We start from the raw sequence: 22,123 nt of genomic DNA, 5'->3' as shown, positions 1-22,123 counted from the left end.
AGCTTTTCAGCCAATGGGGTAGGATCGAAAGGGCAATTTTTGTATTCGAGGTCAGCAGTGACAGTTCGTGTTCGTTTAGCACCGAGTCCGACAGGAAATCTGCACATTGGGACTGCCCGTACCGCTGTGTTCAACTGGCTTTACGCCCGCCATCGGGGAGGGAAATTCATTCTGCGGATTGAGGATACCGATCGCGAGCGGTCTCGACCTGAATATACCGAGAATATCCTTGAGGGCTTGCAATGGCTGGGGCTGACGTGGGATGAAGGCCCCTATTTCCAGAGCGATCGCCTTGATCTGTACCGCCAAGCGATTCAAACCCTCTTGGACAAGGGACTTGCCTACTACTGCTACTGCACCCCCGAAGAACTCGATGCCCTGCGAGCCGCACAAAAAGCCAAGGGACAAGCCCCGCGCTACGACAACCGTCACCGCCATTTGACCCCAGAGGAGCAAGCCGCCTTTGATGCCGCAGGACGCACCCCCGTCATTCGCTTCAAAATTGAGGACGATCGCCAGATTGAATGGCAGGATCTGGTGCGCGGTCGAGTGAGTTGGCAGGGGGCTGATCTGGGGGGCGATATGGTGATTGCGCGAGCTGCCCCCCGCGGCGAAATTGGCTACCCCCTCTACAACTTGGTGGTGGTCGTCGATGACATTGCCATGGGCATTACCGATGTCATTCGCGGTGAAGACCACATTGGCAACACACCCAAACAAATTTTGCTCTATGAAGCCCTTGGCGCCACTCCCCCCAACTTTGCCCATACTCCCTTGATTCTCAACTCAGCGGGGCAAAAACTCTCGAAACGAGATGGGGTGACCTCCATTTCTGACTTCCGAGCCATGGGGTATTTAGCCCCCGCCTTGGCCAACTACATGACACTCTTGGGTTGGTCGCCCCCTGAAGGGATAGGGGAACTCTTTACCCTTGATCTGGCGGCGAAGCACTTTAGTTTTGAACGAATTAACAAGGCAGGTGCCCGCTTTGATTGGGATAAGCTCAATTGGCTCAATCGTCAGTACATTCAGCAACTAGAGCCAGCAGAACTTTTGGCGGAACTGATTCCCTTATGGCAGGGGGCAGGCTATGCCTTTGATGAGGGGGGCGATCGCCCTTGGTTGCTTGACCTTGCCCAACTCCTTCAACCGGGTCTCAACACCCTCAAGGAGGCCATTGATCAAGGGGCAGTTTTCTTTGTACCCACCATCACCCTTGATGCTGAAGCAATGGCTCAACTGAGTCAACCCCAGAGTGCGACGATTTTGGCGTACCTACTAGCACACTTGCCGACAGAGCCAAAGCTGACGGTGGAGATGGGACAACACCTGATTCAACAGGCCAGCAAAGCCGCAGGGGTGAAAAAGGGAGCAACAATGCGATCGCTGCGCGCTGCCCTCACGGGTGCTGTCCACGGTCCTGATTTAATGGCCACGTGGCAAATTCTCCACCAACGGGGCTGGGATCAACCGCGACTTGCGGCAGCATTGAAACAGGCACAGGTTACTTCCTAGGGGCTGGGGGGCGATCGAAGATCGTTTGGCTTAAATTAGCCCCACTCAAATTTGCGCGATCGAGATCTGCCCCCTTCAGGTTTGCAGCCGTCAAATTCACATCAATCATGTTTGCCCCCTTCATGACCGCATTCTCCAAATTGGCACCGCTAAGGTTGGCATTGACAAGGTTGCTAAGGGTGAGGCGTGTTCCCACCAGTTGTGCCCCTGCCAAATTGACATTGACCAAAATCGCTAGATAGAGACTGGCACGGTTCAAGTTTGCCCTTTCCAAATTGGCGCCAAAGAGATTCGCACCCGCCAGATAAGCGCCCTCCAAATTGGCACCTGCTAAATTCGCCTTAAACAAATTGGCATCCATTAGGTTCGCGCCCCGCAGATCACAGTTGGGACATTGGCGCGTTTCCAAGAGTTGTCGCACATGGGCAGGATTTTCAGCCTTAGCAACCGCTGGTACAACCAATGGTAGGAGGACGAGAGACAATGCTCCTGCTCGTAGCTTTATAGCTATTCCAATAAGGAATGAGATATCATCCAGCACAATACTTGCGAATCACCTCATCAATCGAACTGTTTGACCCTGCATACATCCGCGATCGCTTCTGCGCACTGAAGTCGTGCTCAATCACATTCAAATCAGGAGAGGATTTCGGTAAAAATAACACCTCGTGACCCGCCGCTTTCACCACTGCCTGAATCGCCCCTTTTGGATGAATCGGTGCATTATCCATCATCAACAACGACGGTCTCTTTAACGCCGGCAAACAGTACTGACTCAGCCAGCTCACAAACCCTACCGCATTCAAATATCCTGAAAACAACATTGGGGCGATGAAGTCTTTCTGATGTCTATACCGTCCTGCGACTCAACTCTCTCTTTCCTGACGCTTCCCCGCTCGCTCTCCATCAATTCGTTGGCCTCGCGCTGACCACCCATACTCACACTCCACCCAAGAGTCAAACCCCGTCTCATCGATAGACACCCCTGTTTCCTCCCCATGGCTCTCTACCCATGTGTTGAGCTGCTGTTGATACGCTTGTCGCTCTTCTTCACACCGTTCTTGGTAACGTATCTGTTTTTTTTGCGGGTGATGCCCATCTGGTTGAGGGCATAACTAATGGTGGAAACTCGGACGCCAAATCGCTGGGCACGGTCGATTAAACGGTCATCGGGATGGGCAGCAACATCCGCTGCTAAGGCCGCCCAATCCAGCTTCCAAGGACGACGGGGGACAACTGTGGGGGCTAAGTCCTCTCGCTTCAGCCAGCGATGGATAGTGGCGCGGCTCACCTGAAAGATTTGAGTTGCTTCACTGATTTTGCCACCTTGCTGGATATAGGAGACAACCCGCTCTCGTAAGTCCAAGCTATAGCTCATATTCTTGAGTAACATTCATGACGCTTTGAGTATAGCCTATCCCTCTTGAAAATATCTCATCTCCTTTCGAAATGGCTATAGCATCGAGGTAGAGGTTATAGTTCAGGCGATCGCTCCCACTGCTCATTTGTCGCGGTGTAAAACTATTGCTGCCCCCTTGGCTTAGTTGAACCGTTACGGGGCGGTCAGTTGACCAAGAGAACCTACAAGGTGCAAGTCATTGACTCCTTTGCAGGTAAATTCGATTAATCATGGGAGCTACTGATTTGATAGACAACACGACCATGCTCCCTAGCCCAGTTTTCCGAGAAGCTGATATGGGAAATGGCATTCCGACTTTGATCAAGCTGACGATTTGCTTCGGTAAGTACATCACTAGGTTCTAGCTCGTAAATCACTTTGCAGTTGATTTGGTTTTGCTTCTCAAAAACGGCTAAGTAAATTTTTGTGTTGCGGGTAATTCGTGTAAGTGATTGGGCACGCTTTTCAGGAGGTTCCTTAAACATTCGGTCAAGCTGACCGCTTCCACCTTCTATACAAGATAAATATTCATACTTTTCACTTGGGTCGCTCATGGCATGAGCATCGGCATCACGCTTAGAATCAATTAGTTCGTGACCTAGCAGGTCAGCAATAATCATTTCCTTAACTAACCCCGGCTGCAGTAGGTTGCGAATACCAATTGTTTGAGCAAGTTGAGAGGCTTGACGGATCAGAGCAACAATTTGACGATAAACTTGCTGTTTCACCAATCAAAAAGCCTCCCCGCGATTTCATACTCTGCCTCACGTAATCTCTCGTTTGCTGCTTGGACAAACTTTTGATCTTGCTCAATAGCAATGAAATGCCTTCCCAAGCGTTTACAAACTACAGGGGCTGTACCGACACCGGCAAATGGATCAAGCACTAAGTCACCCTTATTAGAGCTTGCCTTGACTAAGCGTTCAATCAGCTGCTCTGGCTTTTGAATGGTATTGAGTGCTTCGCGAGCTACTAGTTCTTTTGATTTATACGTGAGCTGTTTAATATCTCCCCAGACATCTCCTGGGTTTTTACCTTCTTCATTGAATTTAGTTTTGCCATACTTACCATTAATCACTGATGGTACCCGCTCACAACGACGACGGTGCTCTAGCTCTACTAGCTGTGGTACCCGAATAGCATCTAAGTTAAAGGTTTTGGGACGCTGGCCTTTAATAAAGTAACAAATAAGATCATAGTTATTTGTGTAGTTGATCCGTCCTTGGGCTAGGCGACTGGGCTGATACCAGACAATTTTTGCCTGTAAGTTAAGAAATGGACGGTAGTCAATAAAGTCAATACAATCAGGTTTACCAAAAAGGTAGAGTGCTCCTCCCTCTTTCAATTTTTCAGCAAAGATAGTGATGAGTTTGAGGTTAAACTCTTGGATGTTAGAGATGCGATCCCATGGATTGGTGGTTACACCGTAGGGGCCGTCGCAAATAATGAGATCAATGCTCGCACTTTCAATCTGGGGCAAGAGGGTAAAAGCATCAGCTTGGTAGATACGATCAATCTCTAGCATGCTTTCGCTCAATGATCTAAAACATCCCTTCTAGGGCGGCTTGACAGCGATCGCACAACTGGGGATGCAAGGCCGATTGTCCCACACTTTCAGCATAATTCCAGCAGCGGACGCATTTCTCACCCTTGGCATGATCGACGCCAATCCACAGCCCTTCCTCTTCTAGGACATAGGGCACGTCAACGGTATGGGGTTGTGCCATGATCGCCACTTGGGACACCAAAAAGAGATAGCGCAGTTCATCCACCCCATTGCCACTGAGGGCATCGCTGGGATTCATGTCCTGAAGGCGATCGCGCCACTGTGGATCGGCAACATAGAGCCACACTTTGGCTTCCAAAGAGGAGCCAATGAGCTTTTCGGCACGGGCCTGTTCGAGCACCTTATTCACCTCTAGGCGTAGTTGCCGCAGGCGTTGCCACTCACTGGCTAGCTCCTGATCCTGCCACTGGGCAGGAAGCTGTACCCAGCCGCTTTGAAAAACCGAAAGATAGGGGGTTTTGAAGGGCAAATGCTGCCAAATATCTTCGGCTAAATGGGGAAGCACTGGGGCAATAGCACGGGCGAGGTTTTGAACGGCAACGGCCAGAACCGTTTGACAACTGCGCCGGCGATCGCTCGCGGCAGCACTGATGTACAACCGATCCTTGGCAATATCGAGATAAAAGTTCGACAGATCAACAACACAAAGATTTTGAATCGTTTGGAAAAAGCGATAGAACTGAAAGCTATCAAAGGCCGCCGTTACTTCGCTGAAGACTTCATGCAGCCGATGTAGCATATAGCGATCCAAGGCGGGCAGTTGGGCATAGGGAATGGCATCTTGATCGGGGTCAAAGTCGTGAAGATTCCCCAAAAGAAAGCGAGCCGTATTGCGAATCTTGCGATAGACATCCGCCAACTGCTTGAGGATATTTTTACCAATGGGGACATCATTGGCATAGTCCACGGAGGACACCCACAGGCGCAATACATCGGCACCATAGGCAGGGTCTTGCTTTTGGTTTTTGCCCCCCTCAATCACTTCGCGGGGATCCGTGACATTGCCGAGGGACTTGCTCATTTTCCGTCCCTGCTCATCGAGGACAAAGCCGTGGGTGAGGACTGCTTTGTAGGGGGCTTGGCCTTTAACGGCAACCCGTGTTAACAATGAGGATTGAAACCAGCCGCGGTGTTGGTCAGAGCCTTCGAGGTAGAGATCCGCTTGTTGATCGCCGAGAACCGCCGCCCAAGAAGAGCCAGAATCAAACCAGACATCCATCGTATCGGTGCCCTTTTCGTAGCGATCGGCTTGATCTCGTAGGGATTCAGGCAGCAATTCCGCAACGGAGAGTTGCCACCAAGCATCAGACCCGCGATCGCGAATAATGGCTTGCACATGGGCAATGGTTTCTGCCGTCAGCAGGGGTTCCCCCGTGGCTTTGTCATAAAAGACGGGAATGGGCACGCCCCAACTGCGCTGCCGCGAAATACACCAATCGGAACGCTCCGCCACCATTGCCGTAATGCGGTTTTCCCCTTGGGCAGGAATCCACTTCACCTCGGCGATCGCCCTGAGGGCGGCATCGCGAAAGCCTTCAACGGAAGCAAACCACTGCTCTGTGGCGCGGAAGATGGTTGGTTTTTTCGTGCGCCAGTCGTAGGGGTACTTGTGGACATAGGGTTCTTCCTTGAGGAGGGCGCCACACGCTTGCAGTGCCGCAATCACCGCCTCATTCCCTTCCTTGAGGACATTGAGACCGGCAAATTGTCCCGCTTCTGCTGTAAAGCAGCCATTTTCATCCACGGGCGACAGGATTGGCAAGCCATAGCGCTGACCCACCGCATAGTCCTCTAAGCCATGGCCAGGGGCGGTGTGCACCAGTCCCGTCCCGGAGTCGGTCGTGACATAATCACCGCCAATGACGATTTTGGCCTCGCGCTCAAAGAGGGGATGGCAATAGCGCCCATTCTCCAAGTCAGCGCCTTTGGCGGTGGCCACCACCTTGAGGGTACAAGCAAGGGTTTGGCTAAGGCGCTCCACCAAATCCCTGGCTACAATCAAATATTTGTAGCGGGCACTGGGTTTGACTTCAACAAGGGCATAGGTGAGATCCGGATTGACACTCACCGCCAAGTTGGCCGGAATGGTCCAAGGGGTTGTCGTCCAAATAGCAACGCCTAATTGGCCGAGGGCTTTGTACCACGATTTGGCTAGCCCTTGCGGCAGTTCGATCACTTCAAAGGCGGCATAGAGACTGCGGGAGGTGTGGCCTTCGGGATATTCTAGTTCGGCTTCGGCGAGGGCGGTTTTAGAACTAGGACTCCAGTGGACGGGCTTGAGACCGCGATAGATGTAGCCCCGCAGCACCATTTCGCCAAAGACACCGATTTGTGCCGCTTCATAGTCGGGAGTGAGGGTCAAATAGGGGTGCTCCCAGTCGCCCCAAACCCCATAGCGTTGAAAACTCTGCTTTTGCTCGGCCACGGTTTTGAGGGCAAAGGCCTTGGCCTGTTGGCGGAGGGTCAGGGGGGTTAGCTGCGCACGCTGTTCGGGTTTCAGGTTTTGCAGTACCTTGAGTTCAATGGGCAGGCCGTGGCAGTCCCAACCGGGGCGGTAGTGAACCTTGCGTCCCCGCAGCAGTTGATACTTATTGATGATGTCCTTGAGGATTTTATTCAGGGCATGGCCAATGTGGAGAGCGCCATTGGCGTAGGGGGGGCCATCGTGGAGAATAAAGACCTCACCCGGATTGGTTTGCTGCAGCGTTTCATAAATTTGATGCTGTGCCCAAAAGGCCTGTAATTGGGGTTCCCGTGTGGCTGCATTTGCTCGCATTTCAAAGGTGGTTTGGGGCAGGTTGACGGTGTCTTTGTAGTCGGGGGTCGCGTCAGTCATGGGTGGGTACAGCGGGGTATGATCGTTGGAGGGCAAGAAAAAATCGGGAATGGATTCAATTGTAGGAGAACTGTTCTTATTCACTCAAGGATGATTTCCGTTCTAGGTTTGGATCTGGGGCGCAAGCGCATTGGTGTGGCAGGGTGCGATCGCTTGGGGCAGTTGGCCACAGGCATTACAACCATCCAGCGGCGCAATCTTGCCAGTGATGTGGCGCAGCTTCGCCAGATTTGCCAAGAGCGAGGGGTGGAGAAGTTAATTGTGGGCTTGCCCTACACCCTCGATGGTCAACTGGGTTCCCAAGCCCGGCAAGTGCAACATCTAGCGGAAAAAATTGGCGCGGCCTTGAACTTGCCCGTGGAATATATGGATGAGCGGCTAACCTCCTTTCAAGCGGAGGAAATCCTCAAACAACGGCGGCGATCGCCCCGTCACCACAAGGACTTAGTGGATCAAATTGCTGCTGCCCTCATTTTGCAACAATGGCTCGATGCCCGTTCTCAAGCCGCAAAAGCAACACTGGCACCCGCTGATCCGCAGCTATAACGGAGGCTCAAAAGTTGTCTGCTCAAATTCTTGGGCACGGGCTACCATGTGCGGGGCTGAAACTGCGCATCATTGAGAATCGCCACCCCATCTCCCGACTGCGCCAACACAAATAACCCTTGCCGATAGGCATAGCGAGCCACCTCAGGGGGCACGATCATCCCTGCCACCGCTCCCAAGAGCTGGGTGTCTCGATACTGGTGTGCCAAACGACGAAATTTCGCGATCCGCTCTAAATGCTCATCCACATCCCCTTGGCTCAGTTTGGTTTTCACCTCGACGAGAACCGCTTGATTGGTATTGACGACTAGCAGATCAATTTCTAAACTCTCATTGCCATCTTGGAGAATGACATCGCTGTAAAGCTGAGAGACGGCAATGCCGCGACTCTGAAATAGGCGCAGCACGGCGGGGCGCACCTGCCATTCCACAAATTCCCCAAGGCGATTGCCCAGTTTCCCCAGTTGCTGATTGAGTTGGCGCGCTTCTTCCCGCAACAAGCGTTCCGTTTCTTGAAATCGCCGATCCGTCTCTTGAAATCGCCGATCTGTCTCCTGAAATCGCCGATCCGTCTCCTGAAATCGCCGATCTGTCTCTTGAAATCGCCGATCCGTTTCTTGGAAGCGGCGCTCTGTTTCTTGGAAGCGGCGCTCTGTTTCTTGAAAGCGGCGCTCTGTTTCTTGGAAGCGGCGCTCTGTTTCTTGGAAATGGCGTTCGGTTTCCTTTTGAGCTTCTAACAGCTCCCCTAGTAATCGCCAAACATCGTCAGGAGTGTATGCCTTTGTCATGACTTAATTGACAGGATTAATTTACCGAGCCGTGCTTGCAAGTGCCGCCCCTTGAGTGGGGGAATGAAAAGGGGACTTGCTACAGATCTTTATCTTAAATCCTTTGCGGTAGCATCTATCTATCGCTCTGCAATCACTATCGATGAACCTAGAGACACTGCGCACCTACCACGACACCTACCCCGCCCTACTGAATAAGATCTACCTCAACTATGGGGGACAAGGGCCGCTGCACCAAGACATATGGCAGGCCATCATCCAGAGCGATCGCCACATTCAAGAGGAAGGCCCCTTTGCCAATCGCGTCTTTCCGTGGCTGAGCCAACAACTGCAAACCCTGCGGCAAGAACTGGCACAGCTTTTGGGGACGAGCGCCGAGACCATTGCCCTCACAGATTCTGTAACCACTGGCTGCAATATCGTTCTCTGGGGGATCAACTGGCAAGCGGGCGATCGCCTGCTGATTTCTAACTGTGAGCATCCGGGGGTAGTGGCGATTACCGAACAATTGGCGCGGCGGTTGGGGGTGGTGGTGGATCGGGTGGCCTTTTGGCCTTGGTGTGACGATGAGGTGGCCGCCATTGAAACCCAACTCCATCCCCGCACACGCTTGGTCGTCCTCAGTCATTTGCTGTGGAATACCGGGAAACTTTTGCCGTTGGAGAAAATTGTTGACCTTTGCCACCGTCGCGGCATCCAAGTCTTGGCGGATGGTGCCCAAAGTGTGGGTATGGTGCCCCTCAATTTACCCGCCTTGGGGGTGGACTACTATGCCTTTACAGGACACAAGTGGTGCTGTGGCCCTGCGGGTCTTGGCGGGCTGTACATTCGGCGCGATCGCTTGGCCACATTGGAACCCACCTTTATTGGCTGGCGCGGCATTCACCAAACCCGTGATGCCCAACCCGCCGGCTGGAAGGAGGATGCCAGTCGCTTTGAAGTGGCCACAACCGCCTTTTCCTTGGTACCGGGGTTAACCACTGCCCTGCGGGTGCATGATCAATGGGGGACTGCCCAAGCGCGATATGAGCGCATTTGTGAGCTGAGTCATTATCTTTGGCAACAGTTACAGGGCATGGTGGGTTTGACCTGCTTGAGTCTCGTGCCGCCGCCGTCGGGCTTGGTGGCCTTTCAGTTAGCTAATGGTCAGCATCGCCAATTGGTGCAAGACCTTGAGGCAGAGAATATCTTGGTGCGGGAATTGCTCTATCCTGCCTCGGTGCGAGCCTGTGTGCATTACTTTACGCTGCCGCAGGAGTGCGATCGCTTTGTTGCTGCCCTCAAACACTGGCTCCAGAATCATCCTTAGGACGCTTGAGAATTGAATTAGAGCGATTAGAGTCACCTACCATGTACGGGGCTGAAACTGCGCATCGTTGAGAATCGCCACCCCATCTCCTGATTGCGCCAACACAAACAAACCTTGCCGATAGGCATAGCGAGCTACTTCAGGGGGTACGATCATTCCTGCTACGGCGCCCAAGAGCTGGGTGTCCCGATACTGGTGTGCCAAACGACGAAATTTCGCGATCCGCTCTAAGTGCTCATCCACATCCCCTTGGCTCAGTTTCGTTTTCACCTCGACGAGGACGGCTTCATCAGTATTGACGACTAGCAGATCAATTTCTAAACTCTCATTGCCATCTTGGAGAATGACATCGCTGTAAAGTTGAGAGACGGCAATTCCCCAACTCTGAAATAAGCGCAGCACGGCGGGGCGCACCTGCCATTCCACAAATTCCCCAAGGCGATTGCCCAGTTTCCCCAGTTGCTGGTTGAGTTGGCGCGCTTCTTCGCGCAGCAAGCGTTCCGTTTCTTGGAACCGTCGGTCAGTCTCTTGAAATCGCCGATCCGTTTCTTGGAAGCGGCGCTCTGTTTCTTGAAAGCGGCGTTCGGTTTCCTTCTGAGCCTCTAATAGTTCCCCCAATAACCGCCAAACATCTTCAGGGGTGTATGCCTGCGTCATGACTGGATTAACAATTGCTCACGGATACATCCCCAATCCTAATCCGAATCAATGCTCCCCACTGAGAAAAGGATGCTGACGCAATTCCCAAGCCAATCAGAAAAGCGGGTGGACCCTCGCCCTGAGAGATCCTTACTATTGGCTAAGGATCAGCAGGAAGCTTGTGATTGCCGCGCGGCAATGTCGGCGATCGCCTGCTTGAGAATGCGGTGTTCTTGGACTTGAATGCGGGCGTGGAGGGTGGCGGGCGTATCATCAGGGAGAACGGGCACTGCTGCTTGGACTAAAATTGGGCCACTATCCACTTCCTCTTCCACCAGATGGACGGTACACCCAGTAATTTTCACACCTGCTGCCAAGGCCTGCTCAACGGCATGCAATCCCCGAAAACTGGGGAGCAAACTGGGATGCAGGTTAATTACCCGCTGGGGGTAGGCATTGAGGAGGACAGGCGTCACAATCCGCATCCAGCCCGCCATCACTACCCACTCGACCCCATAGGCTTTGAGGGTTTCGACAATGGCCGCATCCAGACTTTCACGGCTGGGGTAGTGGCGATGGTTGAGCAGCACACTGGGAATCTGCCACTGTTTGGCGCGCTCTGCCACCAAGGCATCGGGATTGTTGTAGATCAGAACTTGAATTTGGGCAGCCAATTCCCCTTGGGCGATCGCCTCCGCGAGAGCAGCAAAGTTGGAGCCATTGCCAGAAGCTAAAACGCCTAACCGCAGGGGATGGGGCGCGGGCGCGATCGCTGGAGCAGAAGGGACAACAAGAGCCTCACTGGACATGACGGGCGTTACTGATTTTAGTGCTCAATAATTCTAAGGCCTTGGCCACCATTGGATCCGTGGGTCGTGCCACCAAGTTGGGATTGAGCCGCAATTCCAGATCACTACTGGGATCGACCGTCACCAGTACATCGGGGGTGATCCCCCCTGCGGCAATATCGCGCCCCTTTGGCGTCAGATAACGAGCTACTGTTACCACGAGGGCAGAGCCATCCCCCAGTTCATGAACCGCTTGAACCCGCACCTTGCCAAAAGTTGGTGTCCCCACCACGGTTGCGCGCCCCTGATCCTGCAAAGCAGCGGCTAAAATTTCACTGGCACTGGCGGAGGCCTGATTTACCAAGACCACGAGGGGCAACTGACTCAAGGCGCGTTGGTGGGCACGAATCGTCTCTTCTCGCTGGTTTTGCTGAATGCGCACAATCACCCCAGAATCGAGCCATTGGCGGCTAATTTCAATGCCGGCTTCTAGGAGTCCCCCCGGATTGTGGCGCAAATCCAGAATGAAGCCTTGAACTTTCTCCCGTTGCAGGATTTGGATCGCCGCTTGCATCTCTTGTTGGGAGCGGCTATTAAAACCACTGAGGCGGATGTAGCCCACCCGAGGATGATTCAGAACCTGAAAATTCACTGTACGCGGAATTTCACCGGCGCGGGTGAGTTCGACACTAAAGGGTTGGGGTTTACCTTCACGGCGCACCAGTAGGCGCAACTGACTCCCCGCTGGCCCTCGCAACGCCAGATTGGCTCGCTCCAAGGTCAGGCGATCGCTCCCCCGACCGTTAATGGCCAGAATTTCATCTCCCACTTTCAAATTCGCCTTGGCAGCCACTGACCCCGCTTGGATTGCCTGAATGCGAAAGAGTTCCCCCGACTCCACGAGGGTGAGACCCACATCCACCTGCTGGCCTTGGGTTTGCAGGAGCAGTTGACGGTACGCTTGGGGCGGCAGAAAGCGGGTATAGGGATCATTGAGGCGGACAAGGGCTTGCTGAATCACCCGATAGGCGGCCTCGCGATCGCCATAGGGTTGGGAGAGCAACTCCTGACGAATGGCCTGCCAATCCAGACGATTGAAACTGCGATCCAGATAGCTTCTGTAGATAATTTGCCACGCCTCATCGACCAAGGCCTTGGGAGCATCCTTGAGCGTACTGGTGCCCCCCAGTGCTGACGGCATTCCCAATAGTGCAACACCGACGCCGAGAATTGCCCAGTATTTCACCCCACAAATCCATTGACAACGCCTCGCCCCTATTCTATCGTTCCCACATAAAAAAATCCCCCTCACAGGGAGGGGGAAACAGGTCAGTGCGGATTTAGAAGCTAAAGGTTGTCCGCACAGCGCCAACAACAATGGGGTCGTTGTTTGAGTTGCTGTTGGGGTTGAAGATGGCAATCACCCCAGGGGTAATCGAGATATTGCGACTCACCGCAAAGCGGTAGAAGCCCTCTAAGTGATAGGAGTTGAAGCGCGTGTAACTTCCATCGCCAAAAGTAGGAGGGACGTTTGTGATGCTAATGAGCTGAGGGGGCTGGCCAAAAACAAGACCCAGCAGATCTCCCTTCCGCCAGAGGTCAGGGGAAGCAAAGGTAATGGCCCAGTTGACAATTTCAGCCTCACGGCGACCACCTGCTAGAGCAGCACCTCGAACACCATAAACATTGGCATACCCTGCCCAGCCCGCAACATTCAACTGCTTGATCGGGCGATAGGTAAACTGGAAGCCCACCGCATCCGCTGCTTGGTTAGGCACGTTGTTACCTACATTCCCCAAAGGGTTTGCCGCTGAGCGGAAACCAGAGCTACCTGTTCCCCCAAAGGGATCAAGGCCATAGGAGTGGGTGTAGGTCACCCCCAAGGCGAGGTTTTTAATGGGGCGCACATCCACCTGAGCCAAAGCAGCATAGGCACCATCAAAGAAGCCATTGAGGCCATTGTTCGCGACTCGATCAGGGTCGTTGGCAAAGGGTGCAAGGTAGCCCACATTGAGGGTGACGCCGGTGCCCCGTTCTTTATTTTGGATGAGGTCGTACTTAAAGGTCACACCCGCAGCATTGGCAGCACTTCCTGCACGGTAGATGGGATGGTAACGCCCAAAGCGAGAGAGGGCACCCGTATCACTGGATTGGAGGAAGGGGTTGAAATTGTTGACATTGTCGTTGAACTCACCCCCCACAAAATCTAGGATCATTTGACCGCGACGGGTCACTGGAAAGCTGTAGAAGGCTTTTTGCAGTTCAAATTGGTTATTATTATTGCCATCATAGCCAAGGCGCCCCATATTGGTGCCCATCAATCCGGCATAACTAGTAATATTAGCTGCTTGCAAGCGCAACCGTAGGCGATCCTTGCCATAGAAGCTGGTATCGAGGTTGAGACGAACGCGGGAATTGGCAACGGGGTTGGTATCCTGTACTGGTTGTGGGCCAGGAGCGCCAGGACGTAGTGCCTGCTTGTTCGTCAATATATCGGAGACGTTGAAGATAACCGTAGCGTTGAGCTTAGTGAGGGTGGCAAATTGAGTGGCTTCGAGGTTGGCAACGCGGCCTTCAAGGTTGGTGACGCGGCCTTTGATGACGGCGAGTTCATTGGCAAATTCCTGCATCAGGCGGCGCAGGGTTTCAAGGTCTTCCTTGGTGGCAAAGCGATCGCTAATTACATCGAGGCAGGCATTCAAAGCGGCTGCCATTTCATAACGAGTAGCGGCACGATTGCCACGGAAGGTGCCATCGGGATAACCGGCAATACAGCCGTATTTCTCGACAAGGGAGGCTAAGGCTTGATAGGCCCAGTCTGTAGGGCGCACATCCGAGAGTTGGCTAACGGAGGTCACTTGACCCATGCTCGATGTCGTAGGGACACGCCCCGCTTCTAGTTCGGCCACTGAGGGCACAGAGAGGTTGCTGCGGCGATTTTGGGCAACAAGTGTCGTGCTGGTGGGCAGTGTGGTTAGGGATTCAGTACCAGCAGTAGGGGTTTGAAACTGAGTGCTACTGAAGTTGGTCAAAGAGGTATCAGCGGCTGTCGCTGCACCTGCCAGCACACCCAACAATAAAACAGGCGAGGTCAAAACCAACCCCGGAAAAATGCGGGACATAACGTCTTACTCCTTCACTCCTCAATGAACTTGTCCTAAAGAACGAGTCCCTAAGACAGAATTCTCCTTCAATTATTGATCCTACTGAGATGCTCGCTAAAGTTATTCATCTGCCAGCAAGCTGAGCTATCAGGCTTTCTTACAGAGGCTTTAGCACATCTCATAGAAACTATCCCCCAAGGGGCAGAGATAGTTACTTACCAGCCAGATTCTAACACCGTGTTCGTTGGCTTAAGGTTATCTCAAGGTTAGGAGCCGTTTAAGAATTAGGCCGGCTCAAGGTTTGGATGAGGTTTTTTGGGCTTCAGAACGACTCCAGCCACTGCTAACGGATTGACCAATTCCCTGCAAAATGCCGCGGCCAATCAGCCCCAAACCGCGACCAATCACCTGCGTCAGCAGATACACCACTCCCTTGCCGACCCAAGCCACCACTGCCCGTACTGGGGGGGCTAAAGCATCACGCGCCTCCAGCGCCAAGGTTAGAGCGTAGGGAATCCCCTCGAGTTGCATCAGTTCCTGTTGACGGGGGACGGTCAGCGCTAGTTCCTGAATTCCTCGCTCCGTTAGCCGCAACACTACCAGCCGACTTTCAAAGATATCTTGGGGTTCCTTGACCCAGCGCCGCCAGCGGTAATGCCAAGAGAGGGCATTGCGAAAGCGTTCCATTTCCCGCGTTGAGGTGTATTGCGGCTGAAAAAACGTTTGTTGAATCACTGCACTATAGCAACACCGATTCAGTAGCGGATAAACAATGCCATTGGCGACAGTGAGCAACCAGTGATCGAGGAGGGCATCGAGGATCTCCAAGGCGGCAGCAGTGCCGTAGCGATAGGTCTGCTGATGGAGGGTGAGGGGCTGTTGCACCAGTAAATGAGCCAGCATCTCCGCCACAAAGGGGATTGGCTTCAGATAGACGCTGGCCACAGTTTCTCTTTCTGTGAGCAATTGCTCAATCAGGTCGGCGTCACTGCCGAGGGCAAAACGATAGGGACGAAAAAACTCCCGCAGGCTCTGTTCCCACAGGTCTTGCAGTAGGGAGCTACCCCGCTGGTGCAGAAATTCAATACTGGGTGGTGTTGCTTGTAAAGTGCGCACGAGGAGATCCCACTGCCGCAGGATGGTATAGAGCAGTTCCCGCCGCTGTTGTAGGGTGAGCACCTCTAACTCCAAAGGCCGCGACGTTAGGTTCAAGAGATCCGACTGCATCCGTTGTAAGCAGCGATCCACCAATTGGGAAATGATCTCAATCTGCGGACGCACGGGGGACACTACTGGCGCAGGAGGGGCTTGAGTTGGCTGTGGCAAGAAACGGGAGACTAACCAGCGGGCGGCACGAATTTCCCGATGGCGACCTTCACACACCAGCCGTTCGAGGGCAGAGAGGCGCGATCGCCCCAAGTACTGATCCAAAGCCTGTAACCACGCTTCCATTTCCCCCAATCCCTGCTGCAGAACCTGATACCGCCAACGATCCCACGGATTGGGAAAGAGCACACTCAAGGGGGGTTTTGGGGGCGTGACGGTGTGAACGATTTCCCCTTGGGCAATGGCCAGAATTGCCGCCAAGAGATCACTCAGCGCCGTATTGCGATGGTAAATGCCTTCGACACCCGCCTGTTGGGCAAGGGAAACTAACTCAAGGGCAGCGGGTCGGACAGTGAGAATTATCCGCAGGGCAGGATAGTGCTGCTTCAACCACTGCCACAGCCAAGGGGTAGTGGCATCATTCACTGTGAGTTGGGCATCACAGAGAACAATCCAAGGCGTGCGTTCTTGATCGAGGGGTGTGTTTTCCAGATAGGTGATCAGACCATGGCCATCGTGAAAGACCAGCGGCTCAATCCCCAACTGCTGCTGAATTCCTGTCCAAAGGCCAAGACGCACCACATCCTCTCCCTCGACAATGATGAGACCAAAGTTGGGGGAGGCATCAGCAGTGATAGGGGACATCGACATTTGCGCAAGACTTAGTTGGGGTTGGGACTATTCAGATATTGACTGACAAGCCGCGCCATGATAATTTGCCATGACAATTAAGGAATTCTTTTTAGGACTCACCTAACTCAACGTCTGCATAGAGATCACTGAGTTTTAAGGAAGTCTGTAACGAGGGCAGTAGTAGTTCCTGCGTAATATCTTGCCAAATCGTGAGCAGCCATTGATATTCAGCCTGCCGCAAATATTGTTCAACACAGGGGCGATCTTGGCTAATCAGGAGATATTCTTGCAGGGTTGGAATCTGACGATAGTCGAAAAATTTTGTCCCGCGATCGCGATCCGCTGTCGAAGGCGATAAAACCTCAGCAATGAAAATCGGCTGCATCACCACATCGTTGCGTCCCGCCACTAGGGGCACCGGCTTCGGCGTCACCATGACATCAGGATAGTAGTACGACTGCGTTTCCGGAATCCAGAGGCGTTGATCTGTGACAAAGACGCGGTAGGGCTGTCCCTTGAGTGCCAAACTCAACAGAACAGTTAAGGAACGAACCAACTCATTATGATTAACGCTGCCCCCGGGCATAGTGTAAAGTTCTCCTTGGCGATACTCATGGCGCTCCGTTGCCACCACTTCTTGAGCTAAGTAAGCTTCCGGAGTGAGGTACGTGACCGCTGGCTCCAATACTGTGGTCATCAGAGTTCCCGTCAACGCGATAGTTCAATCCTAAGCAATTCAACGCCCCTTTCTAACATATGGGGTACACGGTGAAATGTTCTTCTACTAGGGTTTTGAGCGTGGTCAATTCTTGGGACAGAGTCTGTCAGTGAAACGTCGCCAAATCAACCGCTTACTCCTCTGGGGAAATGCAGGCTTGGTAGCCAGTTTGACCCTCCGCTAATGGCGTGAAGCCCAAACGCGGGTTCCCGATGACAGCGAATTTCACTCGTTGTTTGGGACGGCAAGGTCTACATTGCCTATATTGCCGCACGGGATGGTTATCTCTACTGTTTGGGATAGGCTATACTGCTGAAGCTGTGGTTTTCGCCGACCAATGGAGCCAACGCCTGACTTTGTTTTGCCCATTCCGGCTGCGGATACTCCCCTCTCTGAGGAGGAATTTCTTCAACAGGTGCGCCAAGCGTGGCAGGTGTGTGAGCGCTTTGATCTACAAACAGAGATCTGGCGGGGGCAAATTCTACGGGCGGTGCGCGATCGCTATCGCCATCAAGGGGATGAGCGGGGTATTGGCTTTCAGCAGTGGCTCCAGGAACACGAAATTAGTAAACGCCGTGCCGATGATTTGATTCAGTTGGCCGATCGCGCCGATGAATTGCTCAAGGAACGTCCCCTGCCTCCCGAAGCCATTTCTCGCTTTAGTAAACGCGCCTTTTTGGAAACCGCCGCAGCGGATCCTGAGGTGCAAGCCCTGATTACCCAAGCCGCAGCAGCGGGCGATCGCATTACCCACCGTGAAGTGCGCCAACTCCAAGCGGAATGGACGGCTCTGCACTCTGATCTCTTACCGCCAGTGGTGCGCCAAAAGGCCAGCGATCGCACCCTTGCCCCCCGCTACGTTGCCCCCTTAGTCAAAGAATTAGAAAAGCTCCCCCCCCAACAGCAGCAGGAACTCTCCCAAGAACTGGCCAGCGATCCCAGTGTGGAAACGGTTAAGGAAATCACGGCGACGGCTCGCCAACTCAGCCGCTATCTTGAGGCCGCTCCCCAAATTCAAGCCCTCAAGACCCACCCTGTGGATCTGGAACAAGTCCTGATCGAAGCCCAGCGCCTTGAGCAACTGCAAACCGTTGCCGATCTCCTGCAGCAGGCCGCCCAACTGGAAAGTACCATTGCTCGGCTTTATACCACGTGGCAGCGCCTCAGCCATTTGAGCGATCGCCTCTACCAAGAATCGGGTGCCAGCACACCGCAATTACAAGCCCTATTAGAAGCCTTGGATTTTCTTTCTGGCGATATTGTGCAAATTGACTTAGCGGGACAAACCATTAAATTACATATCTTTTCTGAGAGTCAAACTCGCGCCCCCGAATTCTAACCCAATGGATCACCGATGTCCCCATTACTGGTAACGTGGTATGGAAGCCATTCAATGGCTGGCGGAGTAATTATCGATTTCAGCACGGTTAGCATGAGAGTCCTCGTAATTGGCGGTGATGGTTATTGCGGCTGGGCGACAGCCCTCTACCTTTCAAATCGTGGCCATGATGTGGCGATTTTGGATAGCCTGATTCGGCGCCACTGGGATGCCGAACTCTGTGTCGAGACCCTCACACCGATCGCCCCCATTCAGCACCGTCTGCAACGCTGGCAGGATCTCACTGGCAAGAAAATTGGCCTCTACATTGGCGATATTTGTAACTATCACTTCCTTGAGCGTGCCATGCTGGAGTTTCAGCCCGAGGCGATCGTCCACTTTGGCGAACAACGCTCCGCCCCCTACTCCATGATTGACCGGGAGCACGCCGTCTTTACCCAAGTCAATAATGTTGTCGGCACCCTCAACCTGCTGTACGCCATCCATACCCACAACCCTGACTGCCACCTTGTCAAACTAGGCACGATGGGTGAATACGGCACCCCCAACATTGATATTGAAGAGGGCTACATCACCATTGAGCACAATGGTCGCAAGGATACATTGCCCTATCCCAAGCAGCCCGGTAGCTTCTATCACCTCAGTAAAGTTCACGATAGCCACAACATTCACTTTGCCTGCCGCATTTGGGGACTGCGCGCCACCGATTTGAACCAAGGGGTAGTCTATGGCGTGCTCACCGAAGAAACGGGCATGGACGAACTGTTGATCAACCGCCTTGACTACGACGGTATCTTTGGCACCGCCCTCAATCGCTTCTGTATTCAAGCTGCCATTGGTCATCCCCTGACGGTCTATGGCAAGGGCGGGCAAACTCGCGGTTTCTTGGATATTCGCGATACCGTGCGTTGTATCGAATTGGCCGTTAACAACCCCGCCGCACCGGGTGAATTCCGCGTCCTCAACCAATTCACAGAACAATTTAGTGTCGGTGACCTTGCCCACAAAGTCCAAGAAGCGGGTAAAGCCCTCGGCCTCAAGGTGGAAATCCAGCACCTCGAAAACCCCCGTGTTGAAAAAGAAGAGCACTACTTCAACGCCAAAAACACCAAACTGCTGGATTTGGGACTGCAACCCCACTACCTGTCGGATTCGCTCCTCGACTCCCTGCTGAACTTTGCCATCAAGTACAAAGACCGGGTGGATGTTAATCACATTCTGCCCAAAGTGAAATGGCGCGCCTAAACCCACGGCCGCTATGACCCCCTATGCCGTAACGGCGTCTTGGTTGGCTGAGCATTTGGCCGATCCCACAGTGGTGATTGTGGATTGCCGCTTTGACCTCATGGACATCACCCGCGGGCAACGGGAGTATGATCAGGGGCACATTCCAAGAGCCTACTATCTCGACCTAGAGCAGGATCTCTCCAGCCCTCGGCAAGAGCGTGGCGGGCGTCATCCCCTACCCGATCCAGAGAAGTTGGCAGCACGGCTCAATCAAATGGGGATTACCCCAGACACCTTGGTGGTGGCCTACGATGATTCGCGGTTTGCCTATGCCGCTCGCTGCTGGTGGCTCTTACGTTGGCTGGGACACGATCGCGCAGCGGTGCTTGATGGTGGCTATCGCGCCTATGTCGAAGCCGGGTATCCGACAACCCCTGAGGTTCCCTCGCCTCGACCGGGCAATTTCCAGCCCCATCCTCATTCGCAGTGGGTGGTGGATCGGACTGGCGTGATGGCTGCTCAAGCTGACCCCCAGACAGTGATTGTGGATGCCCGCGAACCCCGTCGCTATCGCGGTGAAATTGAACCCATTGATCCGATCGCGGGTCATATTCCCGGAGCAGTGAATTATCCGTGGCAGGCCATCTCCGATGCACAGGGGCGCTTGAAATCTGTGGCGGAACTGCAAGCCCACTGGCAGCCTTTGGCTGAGGCTGAGCAAATTATTGTCTATTGCGGATCGGGGGTAACGGCCTGTGTGGATATTTTGGGGCTGGCGATCGCTGGCCTGCATCAAACCAAGCTCTATGCGGGCAGTTGGAGCGATTGGTGTTCCTACTTGGCGGCACCTCATGACCGTTCGCTATGATCAAGCCTAAGCCCTCTTCCTCACCCGACCATGGAACGTCTTCCCAGTAATGCCCCCCCACCATCCCATCGAAGTACGACCCAGCCTCTCCACCGTCTTGGCCGTGAACTGCAACGCTTTGGCTGGATTGGCTTTTGGACACAGGTCGTCCTTGGCTTTGTCTCGCTGTTGATTATTATCATTGTTATCTTTAGTCGCCAATTCAATATCAATCGTCCGCAAAATGGCATGAATAGTCCCACACTGGGCTTAGTGCTGGCGATTATTGGTCTAGTGTTTTTGGGCGTGAGTATTTACTGCTGCTATCGCTATCCGCAACTGGGACGACGCTTGGATCGCCCAGAAAAACGCCCGACCAAGGAGCACGTGATCCGCAGTTTGAATATTGGTCTCTGGGTAAATATTGCGGGCATGATTTTTACGGTGGCTGCCGCAGAGTGGAATGTGGGCATGTTGTTGCTCAAGGTGCTGTCAATTCCCCAAGGGGCGGCGGTCTATGCCACTAATGTCTTGATTGAGCCGTTGGAGATTTTTGTGATTCAGGCGAAGGTGAATACGATTGCCGCTCAGTTGACGGGTATTATTGTGGCGCTGTGGTTGTTGCGCTGTGTGCGCCGTCCCCTGTGAATCGTCTGAGGAGATCCAAGAGACTTGTTTAATTCTCAAGAGGCTGTTGCCAGCAAAATTATTGTGGCCTTGGATGTGCCCAATTTGGAGGTCGCGATCGCCACTATTCATACGCTGCCCCAAGTGCAATTTTGGAAGGTGGGGCTAGAACTCTTTTGTGCCAGCGGGCCGATTATTCTCGATGTCCTCAAGGATCAGGGGAAGCGTATCTTTCTCGATTTGAAGCTCCACGATATTCCCAATACGGTGGCCGCCGCAGCCCGGGCGATCGCCCCCTATGGCGTGGACTTTGTGACTATCCATGCGGCAACGGGATTAGCGGGTCTGAAAAGCGCGCAGGCGGCTCTAGGGGAAAACGCCACCCAACTCATTGGGGTGACCTTGCTCACCAGCATTGACGCAAACACCCTGCAGCAAGAACTCCAGATTCCCCTTGATCCGGCCACCTATGTTGAACGCATGGCTGATCTAGCCCATCAAGCGGGACTGGCGGGCATTGTCTGCTCTCCTCAGGAGGCGGCACGGGTAAAACAACGCTGCGGAGAGGAGTTCTTGAGAATTTGTCCGGGGATTCGCCCCCTTGGTACTGCCACAGGGGATCAAGCGCGATCGCTGACGCCCAATGCCGCCTTTGCTGCTGGTGCCTCTTACCTTGTAATTGGCCGTCCGATTTTACAAGCAGCGGATCCCGCCGCAACCTTTGATGAAATTTGCCGCAGCGTTGTTTAAGGCAATTTACAAAAACCTGCAATCCAAGATATGATTAAGAATTGTCTGAACTAGGGCGATTAGCACAGTGGTAGCGCACTTCCTTCACACGGAAGGGGTCACTGGTTCGAATCCAGTATCGCCCATTGCTTAGTTCAAGTTATAAGATGAACATAATCAGACGAG

Annotated in this window: 19 protein-coding genes, 1 tRNA gene and 2 pseudogenes; 9 read left to right on the top strand and 13 right to left on the bottom strand. The window is 53.3% G+C overall.

The window, feature by feature from the left end; genetic code table 11:
• Positions 1 to 57 precede the first annotated feature (57 nt).
• Positions 58 to 1,515, top strand: a complete 1,458-nt coding sequence (gene gltX, locus RHH53_RS10745) for a glutamate--tRNA ligase (RefSeq protein WP_206200143.1) — start codon at positions 58 to 60, stop codon at positions 1,513 to 1,515.
• Here gltX and RHH53_RS10740 read toward each other — a convergent pair.
• The 6 genes and pseudogenes from RHH53_RS10740 to ileS all read right to left on the bottom strand — a co-directional run bounded on the left by RHH53_RS10740 (position 1,505) and on the right by ileS (position 7,317).
• A complete protein-coding gene (locus RHH53_RS10740; protein WP_310743775.1) occupies positions 1,505 to 1,999 on the bottom strand; it encodes a pentapeptide repeat-containing protein in 495 nt (164 codons plus the stop codon). The genes gltX and RHH53_RS10740 overlap by 11 nt on opposite strands.
• Before the next feature lie 46 nt (positions 2,000 to 2,045).
• Positions 2,046 to 2,893: pseudogene (locus tag RHH53_RS10735) on the bottom strand (IS630 family transposase).
• Positions 2,883 to 3,074: pseudogene (locus RHH53_RS13245) on the bottom strand (spore coat protein U domain-containing protein); the annotation flags it as partial. The pseudogenes RHH53_RS10735 and RHH53_RS13245, both read right to left, overlap by 11 nt.
• A gap of 64 nt (positions 3,075 to 3,138) precedes the next feature.
• A complete protein-coding gene (locus tag RHH53_RS10730; RefSeq protein ID WP_310743774.1) occupies positions 3,139 to 3,642 on the bottom strand; it encodes a hypothetical protein in 504 nt (167 codons plus the stop codon).
• Positions 3,639 to 4,439, bottom strand: coding sequence for a site-specific DNA-methyltransferase (locus RHH53_RS10725; protein ID WP_206200141.1), 801 nt, complete (start codon positions 4,437 to 4,439; stop codon positions 3,639 to 3,641). The genes RHH53_RS10730 and RHH53_RS10725 overlap by 4 nt, the downstream gene beginning before the upstream one ends.
• A 16-nt stretch (positions 4,440 to 4,455) precedes the next feature.
• Positions 4,456 to 7,317: an isoleucine--tRNA ligase gene (gene ileS, locus RHH53_RS10720; protein WP_310743773.1), complete on the bottom strand. Its 2,862-nt coding sequence runs from the start codon at positions 7,315 to 7,317 to the stop codon at positions 4,456 to 4,458.
• A gap of 90 nt (positions 7,318 to 7,407) precedes the next feature.
• Here ileS and ruvX point away from each other — a divergent pair, with 90 nt between their 5' ends.
• Entirely contained in the window at positions 7,408 to 7,863 is a 456-nt protein-coding gene (gene ruvX, locus RHH53_RS10715; RefSeq protein WP_310743772.1) for a Holliday junction resolvase RuvX, read from the top strand.
• Between the two features lie 41 nt (positions 7,864 to 7,904).
• Here the strand turns inward: ruvX and RHH53_RS10710 are convergent, their stop codons facing one another.
• Positions 7,905 to 8,651 (bottom strand): hypothetical protein, encoded by a 747-nt coding sequence (locus RHH53_RS10710; RefSeq protein WP_206200139.1) that lies wholly within the window; start codon positions 8,649 to 8,651, stop codon positions 7,905 to 7,907.
• 142 nt (positions 8,652 to 8,793) lie between these two features.
• Here RHH53_RS10710 and RHH53_RS10705 point away from each other — a divergent pair, with 142 nt between their 5' ends.
• Positions 8,794 to 9,960: an aminotransferase class V-fold PLP-dependent enzyme gene (locus RHH53_RS10705; protein ID WP_310743771.1), complete on the top strand. Its 1,167-nt coding sequence runs from the start codon at positions 8,794 to 8,796 to the stop codon at positions 9,958 to 9,960.
• A 36-nt stretch (positions 9,961 to 9,996) separates the two neighbouring features.
• On the opposite strand, the gene RHH53_RS10700 is transcribed toward RHH53_RS10705, so the two are convergent.
• The 6 genes from RHH53_RS10700 to RHH53_RS10675 form a co-directional block, all read right to left on the bottom strand.
• Positions 9,997 to 10,617 carry a hypothetical protein gene (locus tag RHH53_RS10700; protein ID WP_310453479.1) on the bottom strand — a complete coding sequence of 207 codons (621 nt, stop codon included), beginning with the start codon at positions 10,615 to 10,617 and terminating at the stop codon, positions 9,997 to 9,999.
• A 149-nt stretch (positions 10,618 to 10,766) separates the two neighbouring features.
• Positions 10,767 to 11,408, bottom strand: a complete 642-nt coding sequence (gene purN, locus RHH53_RS10695) for a phosphoribosylglycinamide formyltransferase (RefSeq protein WP_302678273.1) — start codon at positions 11,406 to 11,408, stop codon at positions 10,767 to 10,769.
• Complete coding sequence (locus tag RHH53_RS10690) at positions 11,398 to 12,633, bottom strand: S41 family peptidase (RefSeq protein ID WP_310743770.1); 1,236 nt, start codon at positions 12,631 to 12,633, stop codon at positions 11,398 to 11,400. Before RHH53_RS10690 ends, purN begins: the two co-directional genes overlap by 11 nt.
• Before the next feature lie 94 nt (positions 12,634 to 12,727).
• Positions 12,728 to 14,509 carry an iron uptake porin gene (locus tag RHH53_RS10685; protein ID WP_310743769.1) on the bottom strand — a complete coding sequence of 594 codons (1,782 nt, stop codon included), beginning with the start codon at positions 14,507 to 14,509 and terminating at the stop codon, positions 12,728 to 12,730.
• A gap of 276 nt (positions 14,510 to 14,785) precedes the next feature.
• Entirely contained in the window at positions 14,786 to 16,468 is a 1,683-nt protein-coding gene (locus RHH53_RS10680) for a DUF3685 domain-containing protein (protein WP_302678270.1), read from the bottom strand.
• Positions 16,469 to 16,559: 91 nt separating this feature from the next.
• The gene (locus RHH53_RS10675) at positions 16,560 to 17,147 is read right to left on the bottom strand and encodes a Uma2 family endonuclease (RefSeq protein WP_286627127.1); all 588 of its coding nucleotides are present in this window, start codon (positions 17,145 to 17,147) and stop codon (positions 16,560 to 16,562) included.
• 358 nt (positions 17,148 to 17,505) lie between these two features.
• Here RHH53_RS10675 and RHH53_RS10670 point away from each other — a divergent pair, with 358 nt between their 5' ends.
• The 6 genes from RHH53_RS10670 to RHH53_RS10645 all read left to right on the top strand — a co-directional run bounded on the left by RHH53_RS10670 (position 17,506) and on the right by RHH53_RS10645 (position 22,083).
• On the top strand, positions 17,506 to 18,507 hold the full coding sequence (locus RHH53_RS10670) for a hypothetical protein (RefSeq protein ID WP_302678269.1): 1,002 nt from the start codon (positions 17,506 to 17,508) through the stop codon (positions 18,505 to 18,507).
• Positions 18,508 to 18,600: 93 nt separating this feature from the next.
• On the top strand, positions 18,601 to 19,752 hold the full coding sequence (locus tag RHH53_RS10665; protein WP_181494710.1) for an NAD-dependent epimerase/dehydratase family protein: 1,152 nt from the start codon (positions 18,601 to 18,603) through the stop codon (positions 19,750 to 19,752).
• A 13-nt stretch (positions 19,753 to 19,765) separates the two neighbouring features.
• Entirely contained in the window at positions 19,766 to 20,602 is an 837-nt protein-coding gene (locus tag RHH53_RS10660) for a sulfurtransferase (RefSeq protein ID WP_302678268.1), read from the top strand.
• A gap of 30 nt (positions 20,603 to 20,632) precedes the next feature.
• Positions 20,633 to 21,229: a DUF3611 family protein gene (locus RHH53_RS10655; RefSeq protein WP_302678267.1), complete on the top strand. Its 597-nt coding sequence runs from the start codon at positions 20,633 to 20,635 to the stop codon at positions 21,227 to 21,229.
• Between the two features lie 24 nt (positions 21,230 to 21,253).
• Positions 21,254 to 21,958, top strand: coding sequence for an orotidine-5'-phosphate decarboxylase (gene pyrF / locus RHH53_RS10650; protein WP_310743768.1), 705 nt, complete (start codon positions 21,254 to 21,256; stop codon positions 21,956 to 21,958).
• 53 nt (positions 21,959 to 22,011) lie between these two features.
• Positions 22,012 to 22,083: transfer RNA gene (locus RHH53_RS10645), tRNA-Val, on the top strand.
• Positions 22,084 to 22,123: the final 40 nt, after the last annotated feature.

Source organism: Thermosynechococcus sp. PKX82 (genome assembly GCF_031583255.1).
Classification (GTDB): Bacteria; Cyanobacteriota; Cyanobacteriia; order Thermosynechococcales; family Thermosynechococcaceae; genus Thermosynechococcus.
This window is presented reverse-complemented; position numbering and strand designations above follow the sequence as displayed.

Coding starts and splice junctions, on each gene's coding strand:
- RHH53_RS10725 (WP_206200141.1), bottom strand. CDS start 4,439: ATGCTAGAGATTGATCGTATCTACCAAGCTGATGCTTTTACCCTCTTG.
- ileS (WP_310743773.1), bottom strand. CDS start 7,317: ATGACTGACGCGACCCCCGACTACAAAGACACCGTCAACCTGCCCCAA.
- ruvX (WP_310743772.1), top strand. CDS start 7,408: ATGATTTCCGTTCTAGGTTTGGATCTGGGGCGCAAGCGCATTGGTGTG.
- RHH53_RS10710 (WP_206200139.1), bottom strand. CDS start 8,651: ATGACAAAGGCATACACTCCTGACGATGTTTGGCGATTACTAGGGGAG.
- RHH53_RS10705 (WP_310743771.1), top strand. CDS start 8,794: ATGAACCTAGAGACACTGCGCACCTACCACGACACCTACCCCGCCCTA.
- RHH53_RS10700 (WP_310453479.1), bottom strand. CDS start 10,617: ATGACGCAGGCATACACCCCTGAAGATGTTTGGCGGTTATTGGGGGAA.
- purN (WP_302678273.1), bottom strand. CDS start 11,408: ATGTCCAGTGAGGCTCTTGTTGTCCCTTCTGCTCCAGCGATCGCGCCC.
- RHH53_RS10685 (WP_310743769.1), bottom strand. CDS start 14,509: ATGTCCCGCATTTTTCCGGGGTTGGTTTTGACCTCGCCTGTTTTATTG.
- RHH53_RS10680 (WP_302678270.1), bottom strand. CDS start 16,468: ATGTCGATGTCCCCTATCACTGCTGATGCCTCCCCCAACTTTGGTCTC.
- RHH53_RS10675 (WP_286627127.1), bottom strand. CDS start 17,147: ATGACCACAGTATTGGAGCCAGCGGTCACGTACCTCACTCCGGAAGCT.
- RHH53_RS10670 (WP_302678269.1), top strand. CDS start 17,506: ATGGAGCCAACGCCTGACTTTGTTTTGCCCATTCCGGCTGCGGATACT.
- RHH53_RS10665 (WP_181494710.1), top strand. CDS start 18,601: ATGAGAGTCCTCGTAATTGGCGGTGATGGTTATTGCGGCTGGGCGACA.
- RHH53_RS10660 (WP_302678268.1), top strand. CDS start 19,766: ATGACCCCCTATGCCGTAACGGCGTCTTGGTTGGCTGAGCATTTGGCC.
- RHH53_RS10655 (WP_302678267.1), top strand. CDS start 20,633: ATGGAACGTCTTCCCAGTAATGCCCCCCCACCATCCCATCGAAGTACG.